The sequence below is a fragment of the Anaeromyxobacter sp. SG17 genome (genome assembly GCF_022690695.1).
In the GTDB taxonomy this organism is placed as follows: Bacteria; Myxococcota; Myxococcia; order Myxococcales; family Anaeromyxobacteraceae; genus Anaeromyxobacter; species Anaeromyxobacter soli.
Window position 1 is genome coordinate 1 of the sequence record NZ_JALCYX010000035.1, and the last position, 12,656, is coordinate 12,656.

The 12,656-nt window shown below is 73.1% G+C and carries 10 protein-coding genes; 7 read left to right on the top strand and 3 right to left on the bottom strand.

Going from position 1 to position 12,656, the window contains the following annotated elements; translation table 11 throughout:
• Window positions 1–45 precede the first annotated feature (45 nt).
• Window positions 46–552, bottom strand: a complete 507-nt coding sequence (locus MNY60_RS13860; RefSeq protein ID WP_242360841.1) for a DUF4112 domain-containing protein — start codon at window positions 550–552, stop codon at window positions 46–48.
• 64 nt (window positions 553–616) lie between these two features.
• On the opposite strand from MNY60_RS13860, the gene cimA reads away from it, so the two are divergent.
• The 5 genes from cimA (at window position 617) to MNY60_RS13885 (ending at window position 6,458) form a co-directional block, all read left to right on the top strand.
• Window positions 617–2,185 carry a citramalate synthase gene (cimA, locus tag MNY60_RS13865; protein WP_242360843.1) on the top strand — a complete coding sequence of 523 codons (1,569 nt, stop codon included), beginning with the start codon at window positions 617–619 and terminating at the stop codon, window positions 2,183–2,185.
• On the top strand, window positions 2,182–3,246 hold the full coding sequence (leuB, locus tag MNY60_RS13870) for a 3-isopropylmalate dehydrogenase (protein WP_242356841.1): 1,065 nt from the start codon (window positions 2,182–2,184) through the stop codon (window positions 3,244–3,246). Before cimA ends, leuB begins: the two co-directional genes overlap by 4 nt.
• 176 nt (window positions 3,247–3,422) lie before the next feature.
• On the top strand, window positions 3,423–4,904 hold the full coding sequence (locus tag MNY60_RS13875) for a M48 family metalloprotease (RefSeq protein ID WP_242360845.1): 1,482 nt from the start codon (window positions 3,423–3,425) through the stop codon (window positions 4,902–4,904).
• A gap of 42 nt (window positions 4,905–4,946) precedes the next feature.
• Complete coding sequence (locus tag MNY60_RS13880) at window positions 4,947–5,924, top strand: aldo/keto reductase (protein ID WP_242360847.1); 978 nt, start codon at window positions 4,947–4,949, stop codon at window positions 5,922–5,924.
• A gap of 267 nt (window positions 5,925–6,191) precedes the next feature.
• Window positions 6,192–6,458: a hypothetical protein gene (locus MNY60_RS13885; RefSeq protein ID WP_242341257.1), complete on the top strand. Its 267-nt coding sequence runs from the start codon at window positions 6,192–6,194 to the stop codon at window positions 6,456–6,458.
• A gap of 63 nt (window positions 6,459–6,521) precedes the next feature.
• On the opposite strand, the gene fusA is transcribed toward MNY60_RS13885, so the two are convergent.
• Window positions 6,522–8,591, bottom strand: coding sequence for an elongation factor G (fusA, locus tag MNY60_RS13890; RefSeq protein WP_242360849.1), 2,070 nt, complete (start codon window positions 8,589–8,591; stop codon window positions 6,522–6,524).
• Between the two features lie 285 nt (window positions 8,592–8,876).
• On the opposite strand from fusA, the gene MNY60_RS13895 reads away from it, so the two are divergent.
• The gene (locus MNY60_RS13895) at window positions 8,877–9,473 is read left to right on the top strand and encodes an outer membrane beta-barrel protein (protein ID WP_242360851.1); all 597 of its coding nucleotides are present in this window, start codon (window positions 8,877–8,879) and stop codon (window positions 9,471–9,473) included.
• Between the two features lie 25 nt (window positions 9,474–9,498).
• On the opposite strand, the gene MNY60_RS13900 is transcribed toward MNY60_RS13895, so the two are convergent.
• Complete coding sequence (locus MNY60_RS13900) at window positions 9,499–11,085, bottom strand: sodium:solute symporter (protein ID WP_242360853.1); 1,587 nt, start codon at window positions 11,083–11,085, stop codon at window positions 9,499–9,501.
• Window positions 11,086–11,275: 190 nt separating this feature from the next.
• Here MNY60_RS13900 and MNY60_RS13905 point away from each other — a divergent pair, with 190 nt between their 5' ends.
• The gene (locus tag MNY60_RS13905; protein WP_242360855.1) at window positions 11,276–12,646 is read left to right on the top strand and encodes a tryptophanase; all 1,371 of its coding nucleotides are present in this window, start codon (window positions 11,276–11,278) and stop codon (window positions 12,644–12,646) included.
• Window positions 12,647–12,656 lie beyond the last annotated feature (10 nt).

Genomic DNA, 12,656 nt, shown 5'->3' on the forward strand with positions numbered 1-12,656 from the left:
CCCGGCGACGGCCGGCCGCGCCCGCGCCCCCTCCCGCCGCGCCGGTCAGCCCGCCCGCAGCTCGCCGTAGGCCCACGCGGCGACGCGAAAAGCGGCGAACGCCACCGCCGCCGTCACGGCGAGCGCCGCGGCGAGCACGCCCGCGACGACGAGCCCGCTCGCGCGGCGCGTCGGCGCGGGCGCCGCGAGCCAGGTCTCGAGGAGCCGCACGTTCCTGAGGTTCGCCTTGAAGCCGGCGTCGAAGAGGTCTCCGAGGAGCGGCACCGCGCCCACGACCGCGTCGACGGCGAGGTTCATCCCCATCCGCGCGACGAGCACCGTCGGGGCCCCGAGCCGCCACGCCACGAGGAGCACGTACGCCGCCGCCACGCTCGTCGCGACGTCGCCCACGCCGGGGAAGAGCCCGATGATGGGGTCGAGGCCGATGCGCAGATCGGTCCCGGGGATGCGGAACGCGGCGTCGAGCCAGCGTGCGACGAGCCGCGCCTCGCGCAGCCTGGGATCGGGCGCCCGGCCGGCGCCGCCGATTTCGAAGTCAGCGCCGTCGAGCACGCGACCGCCCCGAGACCCGGGCGCGCGGCGTGTATACTCCCCCTTCTTTCTCGACGGACGGCCCATGATCCAGATCTACGACACCACGCTGCGCGATGGCACCCAGCGCGAGGGGATCTCCCTCTCGTGCGAGGACAAGCTCCGGATCGCGCGCCGCCTCGACGAGCTCGGCGTGGCCTTCGTGGAGGGCGGCTGGCCGGGCTCGAACCCCAAGGACGCCGAGTTCTTCGCGCGCGCGCGGGACCTGCCGTGGCGGCGGGCGGCGATCGCGGCGTTCGGCTCGACCTGCCGCGTCGGCGGGGTGCCGGAGGACGACGCGAACCTGCGGGCGCTCCTCGACTCGGGCGCGCCGGTGTGCACCGTGGTCGGCAAGACCTGGACGCTGCACGTGACCGACGTGCTGCGCGCGAGCCTCGACGAGAACCTGCGGATCATCGAGCAGAGCCTGGCCTGGCTCCGCGAGCGCGGCCGCCGCGTCATCTACGACGCCGAGCACTTCTTCGACGGCTGGCGCGCCGACTCCGGCTACGCGCTCGCCACGCTCGAGGCCGCCACGCGCGGCGGCGCCGAGACGCTGGTGCTGTGCGACACGAACGGCGGGACGCTGCCGTGGCAGGCCGCCGAGATCATCCGCGCGGTCCGCGCCCGGGTGAAGACGCCGCTCGGCGTCCACGCCCACGACGACTCCGGCACGGCGGTGGCGACCTCGCTCGCCGCGGTGCACGAGGGCGCGATCCAGGTGCAGGGCACGATCAACGGCTACGGCGAGCGCTGCGGCAACGCCGACCTCTGCTCGGTCATCCCCGGGCTCGAGCTGAAGCTCGGGCTGCGGTGCCTGCCCGAGGGCCACCTCCAGTCGCTCACCGAGCTCTCCCACTTCGTCGCCGAGGTCGCGAACCTCGCCCCCGACGAGCACCTCCCGTACGTCGGCCGCTCGGCCTTCGCCCACAAGGGCGGGATCCACGTCGCGGCGATGCGGCGCAACGCGGCCTCGTACCAGCACGTCCTGCCCGAGCTCGTCGGCAACCAGATGCGCGTCGTCGTCTCCGAGCTCTCCGGCCGCGGCAACCTGCTCTCGAAGGCGGAGGAGCTGGGGCTCGGCGCGGGCGAGGGGGTCGCCGACGTGCTCGAGGAGATCAAGACGCTCGAGGCGCGCGGCTTCTCGTTCGAGGCGGCCGAGGCGTCGGTGGCGCTCATGATGAAGCGGCACGATCCGGGGTACCGCGCGCCGTTCGAGCTCGTCGACTTCCTCGTGAACGTCGAGCACCGCGACGGGCGAGGGCTCTTCTCGGAGGCGATGGTGAAGGTGCGCGTCGACGGCGAGCTCCTGCACACCGCCGCCGAGGGCGACGGGCCGGTCGACGCGCTCGACGCGGCGCTGCGCAAGGCGCTCCTGCCGCGCTACCCTCGCATCGCCGAGCTCAAGCTCGTCGACTACAAGGTCCGCATCCTGGACGGCAAGAACGGCACCGCGGCGGTCACGCGCGTGCTCGTGGACACGCAGCACGGCAAGCGCGTCTGGAGCACGGTGGGCGCCTCGCCGAACATCATCGAGGCGAGCTGGCGCGCGATCGTGGACGCCCTGGAGTACGGGATCACGATCGCCGCGGAGAACGGAGGGAGCGAAGCGTGAGGGCGAAGATCGTCGTTCTGCCCGGTGACGGCATCGGGCCTGAGGTGACCGCGGAGGCGATCCGCGTGCTCGAGGCGGTGGCGCGGAAGGGCGGCCACGTCTTCGAGCTGTCCGAGCACCTCATGGGCGGGTGCTCCATCGACCGGCACGGCACCGCGCTCACGCCGGAGGTGCTCGCCGCCTGCCAGGCCTCGAGCGCGGTCCTCCTCGGGGCGGTCGGCGGGCCGAAGTGGGACGACCCGGCGGCCAAGGTCCGGCCGGAGCAGGGGCTCCTCGGGCTGCGCAAGGGGCTCGGCGTCTTCGCGAACCTGCGCCCGGTGCGCGTGCACCCCGCGCTCGTGGACGCGTCGCCGCTCAAGGCGGATCGCCTCGCCGGCGTGGACCTGCTCGTGATCCGCGAGCTCACCGGCGGCCTCTACTTCGGCCAGCCCAAGGGCCGGGAGGAGAAGGACGGTCACGTCCGCGCCGTCGACACGCTCGAGTACCACGACTACGAGGTGCAGCGGGTGGTGGAGCTCGCGTTCAGGCTCGCCCGCGGCCGCCGGCGCAAGGTGACGTCGGTCGACAAGGCGAACGTGCTCGAGTCCTCGCGCCTGTGGCGGCAGGTGACGAGCGCGATCGGCGCGGCGAACCCCGACGTGGCGCTCGACCACATGCTCGTGGACACCGCCGCGATGCGGCTCGTCGCGGCGCCTGCGTCGCTCGACGTCGTCGTCACCGAGAACATGTTCGGCGACATCCTCACCGACGAGGCGTCGGTGCTCGCCGGCTCGATGGGCATGCTCCCGTCGGCGTCCATCGGGGCGGGCGGGCCGGGCCTGTACGAGCCGATCCACGGCTCCGCGCCGGACATCGCCGGCAAGGGGATCGCGAACCCGCTCGGCACCATCCTCTCGGCCGCGATGATGCTCCGCCACTCGCTCGGGCTCGAGGCGGAGGCGGCGGCCGTCGAGAAGGCGGCGGACGCGGCCGTCACCGACGGCGCGCGCACCCGCGATCTCGGCGGCACGCTGTCCACCCGGGCGATGGCGGACGAGGTGCTGCGGCGCCTCGCGAGCTGAACGCCCGGGTCCGGCCCCGCCCGGTCGCCCGCGCGACCGCCTCCATCGGGTCCAGGCGACCGAGGGTGAGGCGCGGAGCAGGAACGGTCCGTAAAATGAATTCGAGGCGTGCCCGTCCGTGATCCTCGGGGCGGGCGCCTTCGACTTTCGACCGTTCGCTCGAGGAGACAGCTCCCATGACCCGTCGCTCCACGGCCGCTCGCTCGCTCATCGCCCTCCCGATCGCCCTCGCGCTCGCCGGCGCGTGCGCGGTGAACCCGGTCACCGGAAAGCGCGAGCTCTCGCTCGTCTCCAAGGATCAGGAGATCGCGCTCGGCAAGCAGAGCGCGGAGCAGGTGAAGCAGCAGATGGGCGTCTACCCGGACGAGAAGGTCCAGGCCTACGTCCGCGAGATCGGGATGCGCATCGCCAAGGCCTCGGAGCGGCCGGATCTCCCGTGGCAGTTCACCGTCCTCGACGACCCCACCGTCAACGCGTTCGCGCTGCCGGGCGGTCCGGTGTTCATCACGCGCGGCATCCTCACGTACCTCGGCTCGGAGGCCGAGCTCGCGAGCGTGCTCGGGCACGAGATCGGGCACATCACGGCGCGCCACTCCGTCGAGCAGCTCTCGAAGCAGCAGCTCGCCCAGCTCGGGCTCGGAGTCGGGATGATCGTCTCTCCGGAGCTCGCGCAGGTGGGGCAGGCGGCCGCCGCGGGGCTCCAGCTCCTGTTCCTCAAGTACGGCCGCGACGCCGAGCGCCAGGCGGATCAGCTCGGCTTCAAGTACATGGCGCAGCAGGGCTACGACGTGCGCGAGATGTCCAAGGTGTTCGTCACCCTCGAGCGCTCCAGCGCGCAGCAGGGGGCGGGGCGCGTCCCGGAGTGGCAGTCGACGCACCCCGACCCGGGCAACCGCGCCGAGACCGCGCGCGAGCGGGCCGCGAAGGCGACGATCCCGCCGGGCGCCAAGGTGGAGCACGATCGCTACGTCCAGCTCGTGTCCGGGATGGTCTTCGGCGACGACCCGCGGCAGGGCTTCTTCAAGGGCGACACGTTCCTGCACCCGGACCTCAAGTTCCAGATGAAGTTCCCGCAGGGCTGGAAGGCGCAGAACGCCCCGAGCGCGGTCGTGGCGGTGAGCCCGAAGCAGGACGCCGCCCTCCAGCTCGCGGCCGCCGGGAAGCTCTCGCCCGAGGAGGCGACGAAGAAGTTCTTCCAGCAGGAAGGGGTGAAGCCGCTGCAGGCGCCGCAGTCCGGGACGCTCGGGGGACAGGCCGCGACGGCGAGCTACTTCCAGGCGCAGACGGACCAGGGCGTGCTGAACGGGATCGTGTCGTTCGTGTCGCACGGCGGCCTCACCTACCAGCTGGTCGGCTACTCCCCGGCCCAGGCGTTCTCCGGCTACGAGGCGACCTTCAAGCAGGCCCTCTCGACCTTCGGCCCGCTCACGGACAAGTCCGCGGAGAACGTCCAGCCCGCCAAGGTGGAGGTCGTCCGCGTCCCGCGCGAGATGACGATCTCGGAGTTCAACCAGCAGTTCCCGTCCACCGTGCCGCTCGACGTCGTCGCCATCGTGAACGGCGTCGACAAGGACGGGAAGCTCCCCGGCGGCACGACGGCGAAGCGCATCACGGGCGGCGTGCCCGCGAAGCAGCTCCAGCAGCAGCCCGGGTCGTGAAGGGCTCCCTCGCGCCGGCCCGCGTCGGGTAACCTCGCGGCCATGGAACTGGATGCGCTCGGCGCGGCGCGGCTCCGCCGCCTCGCCCTCGGCACGGCTGCCATCGGCCGGCCCGCGTACATGACCCTCGGCCACGCCGAGGACCTCGCGGGCGGCCGCTCGCCGGAGCAGCTGGAGCGCCACGCCCACGCGGTCCTCGACGCCGCCCTTGCGGCCGGCGTCCGATGGGTGGACGCGGCGCGCTCGTACGGCCGCGCGGAGGCGTTCGTCCGCTCCTGGCTCGACGCGCGCGGCCTCGCGCCCGGCGAGGTGACCGTCTCGTCGAAGTGGGGCTACCGCTACGTGGGCGGGTGGCGCCTCGACGTGGAGCGGCACGAGGTGAAGGATCACTCCCTCGCCGCGCTCGAGGAGCAGCTCGCCGAGACGCGCGCGATCCTCGGCCCGCACCTCGCCCTCTACCAGATCCACTCCGCGACCCTCGAGACCGGGGTGCTCGACGACGCGGGGGTGCTCGACGCGCTCGCGCGCCTGCGCGACGGCGGGGTCCGCGTGGGCCTCACCGTGACGGGCGTGCGGCAGGCGGAGACGGTCCGGCGCGCGCTCGCGGTGTCGCGCGGCGGGACGCCGCTCTTCGCGAGCGTGCAGGCCACCTGGAACGTGCTGGAGCGCTCCAGCGAGGAGGCGCTCCGCGAGGCGCACGCCGCCGGCCGGACCGTGATGGTGAAGGAGCCGCTCGCGAACGGCCGGCTGACCGCGCGAGGGGACGCGGGCGCGTCGGGCCCGCTCGCGGAGCTCGCGCGCGCCCGGGGCTCGACTCCCGACGCCGTCGCGCTCGCCGCGGCGCTCGCGCAGCCATGGGCCGACGTGGTGCTGCTCGGCCCCACCACCGTGGCGCAGCTCCACTCGAACCTCGCCGCCGCGCACCTCGTGCTCGCTCCCACCGAGCTCGCCACCCTGGCGACGCTGGCGGAGCCCGCCGCCGCGTACTGGGAGCGGCGCGCGCGGCTCGCGTGGACGTGACCCGCGAGTGCCTGTTGGGGCTGGAGTCTCGCCGAGCCCCTCCGCTGAAGGCGTGTGGTGGACCGATGTAGTCCATGTTGACTAAATCGGTCCACTTCGTTGTGCCCGTGGGATATCCCGGGACGCGGGTTGGTGGGCGACGTGATGTAAGTCAAAACACGGCCTGCAACCCCGCGGAATAATTCAACAGGGCGACAAGTTGCCGCATGGCGCGGGTCAACCGGGCCCCGTATCCCGAGTCCAAGCACCTGGACACGGGAGACGCCCATGAGCGAGTCCGAGACCGAGGTCGTCACCATCGCGGCAGAGATTCAAGCGGCGCCCGCAGCTCCCCTCTCGATCGCGAAGCGCCTCCGGGCCTTCGGAGACTTCATCTCGCAGGCCGTGGCGGTCGCCTTCACGGTGGCCCTGGCGGCGGTCACGGCGCTCGCGGCCCTGCTCGCCGTGACGCTGTTCGCCCCGGTGTTCCTCGTCCTGTTCGCCCGGGCGCTGCGGCGCCAGGAGCAGCTCAGGCTCTCGCGCGCGGCGGCCTGACGGGCCGTCGAGGATCGACGCTTCACGGCGCCGTCCGGCCCGAGCGCCGCGGCCGCGGGCCGCTCACGACAGGGCGTCGAACCGGTCGAAGCGCATCGTGAATACCGCCCGGCCCTGGGTGAGCGACCGGAGCTCGGTCGCGTACCCGAACATGCGGCGCAGCGGCGCCTCGCTCTGGATCGCCTTCGTGGCCGCGCCGCGATCCGCCACGTCGAGGATCGTCCCGCTGCGCTGGTCGAGGCTGCCGATCACCGCGCCGAGGTGCTCGCCGGGCGCGACGATCTCCACCCGCATCACGGGCTCGAGGAGCACCGGCCGCGCGCGACCGGCGGCCTCGCGCACCGCGTCGGCCGCGGCGACCTTGTACGCCATCGGCTTCGACCCGCCCTCGCGCCACGTCGCGCCGGTGAGCACCACCTCCACGTCCTGGAGCGGATAGCCCTCGAGCACGCCGGCCTCCGCCGCCTCGCGCGCGCCCTGCTCGACCGCGCCGCGCACCTCGGCGCGCAGGAACGGCAGCGCCGCCGCTGCGGGGTCGACGCGGAAGCGGAACCCGCCGCCCCGCGCGAGCGGGCCCACCCGGACCGTCACCTGGGCGAAGAGCTCGAGCTCCTCGGTCTTCCGCTCGAACGCGGCGGTCGCCTCGCCCTCGGCGGTGAGGGTCTCGCGCATGAGCACCTGCGGCTGGCCGGTCCGGACGGCCAGCCCGAACTCGCGGCGCAGCCGCTCGGCGACGATCTCGAGGTGCAGCTCGCCCATCCCCGACACGATGAGCTGACCCGTGTCCGGGTCCTCGCCGAAGCGGAAGCTCGGGTCCTCGTCCGTGACCCGCGCGAGCGCCTCGAGGAGCGCCTCGCGGTCGGAGAGCGACGCGGCCTCGATCGCCTGCGAGATGACGGGCTCGTACCCGGAGAGCCGCTCGAGCACCACCGGGTGGCCGGGATCGGAGAGCGTGTCGCCGGTGCGCGTCTCCTTGAGGCCGGTGACCGCGAAGATCTGACCCGCCCCGAGCGCGGGCGCCCGCTTCTTCTGCACCGCGTGCATGAGGAGCACGCGCGAGACCTTCTCGTGCCTGCGCAGGCTCGCGTTCCAGACGGTGTCGCCCTCGGCGATCCGCCCCGAGTAGACGCGCACGAAGACGTGCCGCCGCTTCTCGTCCAGGAGCGACACCTTGAAGGCGAGCGCCACGAGCGGCGCGTGCTCGTCGGCCGGACACGCCACCGCCTCGCCCGTGCGAGGGTCCTCGCCTCGCGCCGGCGGGACGTCGAGCGGGGAGGGGAGGTAGTCGCAGACGGCGTCGAGCACCTGCGGCACCCCCTTGTTGCGGAGCGCGGAGCCGCACAGGAGCGGGACGAACCTCCCGGTCAGCGTGGCGCGCCGGATCGCGCTCCGCAGCGCGCCCTCGTCCACCGGGGCGTCGGAGAGGACCGCCTCGGCCATGGCGTCGTCCACGTCCGCGAGCCGCTCGACGAGCGCCTGGCGCTCGGCCTCGCCCTCGCGCGAGATCCCCTCCGACTCGGTGAACGCCCGCGGGTCGTCCACGTCGCCGAAGCGCAGCGTGCGCCGGGAGACGAGGTCCTCGAACCCCTCGAACGCCGCCTCGGCGCCGAGCGGCCGCTGCACGGGCGCGATCACCTGGTCCGGGAAGCGTCGCCGCATCGAGGCGAGCGTCATCGCGAAGTCGGCGCCGACGCGGTCCATCTTGTTCGCGAAGGCGATGCGCGGCACCCGGTAGCGGTCGGCCTGCCGCCACACCGTCTCGCTCTGCGGCTCCACCCCGTGTCCCGCGTCGAAGACCGCGATGGCGCCGTCGAGCACGCGCAGGGAGCGCTCCACCTCGATCGTGAAGTCCACGTGGCCGGGGGTGTCGATGAGGTGCAGCTCGTGCCCGCGCCACTCGAAGCTCGTCACCGCGGAGGTGATGGTGATGCCCCGCTCGCGCTCGAGGTCCATCCAGTCCATCACCGCGAGGCCGTCGTGCACCTCGCCCATCTTGTGCGTGCGCCCGGCGACGAAGAGCAGCCGCTCGGTGAGCGTCGTCTTCCCGGCGTCGATGTGCGCCATGATCCCGATGTTCCGGATGGCGCGGATGCGCCGCTCGCCCGCCGCAGGTCTCGGGCCGTCGCTCGTCATGGCTGCCCCCGGCGCCGCCTCGTCCGCGGCGCGCGAGGAGTATACGGCGGCGCGGCGGGCGGCGGCGCGGGACCGCTGCCCGCGGGCACGGGCGGGCGCCGGGCTCCTCGCGCGCGGGGCCTGGCCCGTGCTCCGACGGGGCCCCGGCGCGCACGACACGCGTCCGGCGCGATGCCGCTCCGTGAAGGGCCTCGACAATTGGTTTCGCTGCGCGCAGCGCCCCCGCCCTCTACAACAGGCTGCTTCACCGGCGCCCGCCGCGGGCGCGTTCGACGGGAGGTGGACATGGGAGTTCGCGGTTCAGCCGTCGCGGGGCTCGCCCTCGCGCTCCTCGCCGCCCGCGCAGAGGCGCGGGAGGTGCCGCCGCATCCGGCGGTGGGGGCGCCGTCCGCGGAGCAGGCGCTGAGCGCCGGCGGCCTCGTGGGGTTCGAGTTCGCGAGCGGCACGACCGGCTTCGGGCTGCGGCTGGACGGCGAGCTGCCCATCCAGGCGATCGGTCCGAAGGTGAACCTGAGCGCCCTGGGCTCGCTCGGGTTCACGCGCTTCTCGGACTCGACCTCGACGGAGTTCGGGGACTACTCGCAGTCCACCAACATCTTCAAGCTCGTGCCGGCGGCGCGCTTCACGCTCCCGCTCGCGCCTCCCGTCGCGGTGTACGGCGACGCGGGGCTCGGGCTGTACTGGGCGAGGTCGAGCATCGACACGCCGTTCGGGAGCTCCTCGAACGGCGCGGTGGGCGTCACGATGCGCTTCGCGGCGGGCGGCCTCTACCACGTGAACGACAAGCTCCGGGTCGGCGTGGAGCTCGGCTGGAACCCGTACTTCGGCGACTTCTCGCACGACACCTTCAGCGTGCTCGCCGCGCTGATGGTCCGGCTGTAGCGCGCGGCGCGCCGCGGCGGCGAGCTCACCCCGCCGCGCGCGCGTCGCCGTCCAGGCCCGCCTCCGCGGTCGCGCCCGCGAGGCCGGCCTCGTCCCCGAACGCGCGCGCGACGCGGGCGGCCTCGGGGGCGCGGCCGAGCACGCTCACCAGCGGCAGGACGGCGAGGGGCACGAGGGTCGCGATCGCGCCGGCGAGCGGGACGCCGTCGGGGCCCCAGGCCGGGAAGAGCAGGAAGGCCGCCGCGAGACCCGCGGCGATCGCGGCCCAGGCCCCCGCCCGCGTCGCGCGCCGCCAGAAGAGGCCGTAGACGAAGGGCGCGAGGAACACCGCCGAGAGCGTGCCCCAGCTCATCACCATGAGGTTCACGATGACGGCGGGCTTCGCGAGCGCGATGGCGAGCGAGAGCCCCACGAACACCGCGCAGAGCCCGCGCAGCACCGCCATCTGGTGCCGCGGCGTGCGCTCCCGGCCGGCGATCGCGCCGTAGAGGTCGATGCCGATCGCCGAGCTGGAGACGAGCACGAGCGACGACAGGCTCGACATCGACGCCGAGAAGACCATGAGCACGATCACCAGCACGAGCGCCTCGGGCAGCCCGGAGGTCGTGATGAAGTGCGGCATGATCTTGTCCCAGATCGGGCCGGACGGCCCCATGAGCTCGGGCGGCAGGCGCGCCCCGTAGCGGAGGTGCGTGAGCGCCCCGCTGTAGTACGCGCCGAAGGCCATGAAGAGGGCGAAGACGCCGGCGATGACGAGCGCGCGGCTGACGTCGGCGCGCGAGCGGATCGAGTAGAACTTCTGGACCATCTGCGGGAGCGCCCAGGGTCCGAGGCTCGTGATGAGCACGAGCGCGGCGAGCGTGAGCCAGCCGGGTACGGCGAGCGCGAGCGGCGTCCCCGCCCCGACGTGCTTGACCGCGACGAGCCCGGGCGCCATCGCGGCGGGATCCCCGAGGAGCCGCCGCGTGGCCTCGACGAACCCCCCGGCCTCCGGGCGGTGCGCGAGCAGCCACACCATGATCATCACGCCGGCGAACTCGACGATGCCGCGCAGGAAGTCGCTCACGGCGACGGCGAAGTAGCCGCCCATCACGAGGTACACGGCGGTGATGGCGGTGAGGAGGTAGAGCGCCGTCTCGTAGCGGATGTGGAGCGTCAGCTCGAACAGGTACGAGAGCCCCATCAGCACGGACGCGGAGTAGGGGACGAGGAACACGAAGACCACGAGCGCCGCGACGACCTGGAGCGCGCGCGAGCCGTACCTCGCGGCCAGGAGCTGCGGCATGGTGATCGCGTCGAGCCGCGCCGTCATCTCGCGCGTGCGGGCGGCGAGGAGCTTCCAGGCGAGGACCGTCCCGACCACGACGTTGCCGAGGACGATCCAGAGCGTGTGGATCCCGAAGCCCCAGCCGAGCTTGCCGGCGTAGCCGATGAACAGCACCGCCGAGAAGTAGGTCGTGCCGTAGGCGAACGCGCTCATCCACGGCCCGAGGCTGCGGCCGCCGATGAAGAAGTCGTGCACGTCCCGCGTGCGGCGCATGGCGAGCCAGCCGACGACGAGCATCGCGACCACGTACGCGACGACGATCCCCACGTAGACCCAGGAAGGCATGCCCCGCATGGTAGTCGGGCGACACTCATCCGTGAACACCCGGTGAGCGGGGGAGGGATGCCGGCGGGAGCTATGCTCCGCGGCGCAGGGGCGCAGCCCCGGCGAAGGGGCGCCGGACGACGGGCCGATTCGCGAATCACGCGGCGAGGTCGTCCAGCTCGGCAGCACACCACGGCGGGAGGTTCATCGCGTGCCACGCACCATCATCGAGCCGTTCCGGATCAAGTCCGTCGAGCCCATCCGCATGACCACGCGGGAGGAGCGGGCGCGCCTGCTCGAGGCGGCGCACCTCAACCCGTTCAACCTGCGGGCCGAGGACGTGCTCCTCGACTTCCTCACCGACTCCGGCACCGGTGCGATGTCGGCGCACCAGTGGGCGGCGCTCGTCGAGGGGGACGAGAGCTACGCCGGGGCCCGGAGCTTCTTCCGCTTCGAGCGGGCGGTGCAGGAGCTCACCGGCTACCCGCACGTCATCCCCACGCACCAGGGCCGCGCGGCGGAGCGGATCCTGTTCTCGGTCGCGACGAAGCCGGGCGACGTCGTCCCGTCGAACACGCACTTCGACACGACCCGCGCGAACCTCGAGTACGACGGCGTCGAGCCGCTCGACCTCGTGGTGCCCGAGGGGCTCGAGCCGAGGAGCCGCCACCCGTTCAAGGGGAACATCGATCTCGGCAAGGTCGAGCGCCTGCTCGCGGAGCGCGCGGACCGGGTGCCGTTCGGCATGATCACCCTCACGAACAACTCGGGCGGCGGACAGCCCGTCTCGCTGGAGAACGTCCGCGCCTACGCGGCGCTGCTCCGCAGGCATGGCAAGCCGCTCGTGCTCGACGCCTGCCGCTTCGCCGAGAACGCCATGTTCGTGAAGCTGCGCGAGCCCGGCCAGGCGGACCGTACGCCCCGCGAGATCGCGCGGGAGATCTTCTCGCTCGCCGACGGCTGCCTCGTGTCGGCCAAGAAGGACGGGCTGGCCAACATCGGCGGCTTCATCGCGCTGCGGGACGAGCGCTGGGTGGAGGCGGCGCGGAACCTCCTCATCCTGACGGAGGGGTTCCCCACCTACGGCGGCCTCGCCGGGCGGGACCTCGAGGCGATCGCCGTCGGGCTCGAGGAGGTCCTGCACGAGGACTACCTCCGCTACCGGCTCCGCACCGCCGAGTACCTCGGCGAGAAGCTCCTCGCCGCCGGCGTCGCCGTCGTGGAGCCCACCGGCGGCCACGCCGTCTACCTCGACGCGCGGAGCTTCCTCCCGCACCTCTCGCCCGCCGACTATCCGGCCTGGTCGCTCTCGGCCGCGCTCTACCTGGAGGGCGGCATCCGCGGCGTGGAGATCGGCTCGGTCATGTTCGGCAAGCGGCTCGACGACGGCTCCGAGACCTACCACCCGCTCGAGTTGGTGCGGCTCGCCTTCCCGCGCCGGGTCTACACCCAGAGTCACTTCGACTACGCGGCCGAGGTGATCTGCGAGCTCAAGGCGAAGGCGCGCGAGGTGCGCGGGGTGCGCTTCACCCACCAGGCGAAGTATCTCCGCCACTTCACGGCGGAGTTTTGCTGGGCGTGAGCCGTGGTAG

Excerpts from the sequence above, each read along its gene's own strand:
- cimA (WP_242360843.1), top strand. The coding sequence starts at position 617 with ATGATCCAGATCTACGACACCACGCTGCGCGATGGCACCCAGCGCGAG.
- MNY60_RS13875 (WP_242360845.1), top strand. The coding sequence starts at position 3,423 with ATGACCCGTCGCTCCACGGCCGCTCGCTCGCTCATCGCCCTCCCGATC.
- MNY60_RS13880 (WP_242360847.1), top strand. The coding sequence starts at position 4,947 with ATGGAACTGGATGCGCTCGGCGCGGCGCGGCTCCGCCGCCTCGCCCTC.
- MNY60_RS13885 (WP_242341257.1), top strand. The coding sequence starts at position 6,192 with ATGAGCGAGTCCGAGACCGAGGTCGTCACCATCGCGGCAGAGATTCAA.
- fusA (WP_242360849.1), bottom strand. The coding sequence starts at position 8,591 with ATGACGAGCGACGGCCCGAGACCTGCGGCGGGCGAGCGGCGCATCCGC.
- MNY60_RS13895 (WP_242360851.1), top strand. The coding sequence starts at position 8,877 with ATGGGAGTTCGCGGTTCAGCCGTCGCGGGGCTCGCCCTCGCGCTCCTC.
- MNY60_RS13900 (WP_242360853.1), bottom strand. The coding sequence starts at position 11,085 with ATGCCTTCCTGGGTCTACGTGGGGATCGTCGTCGCGTACGTGGTCGCG.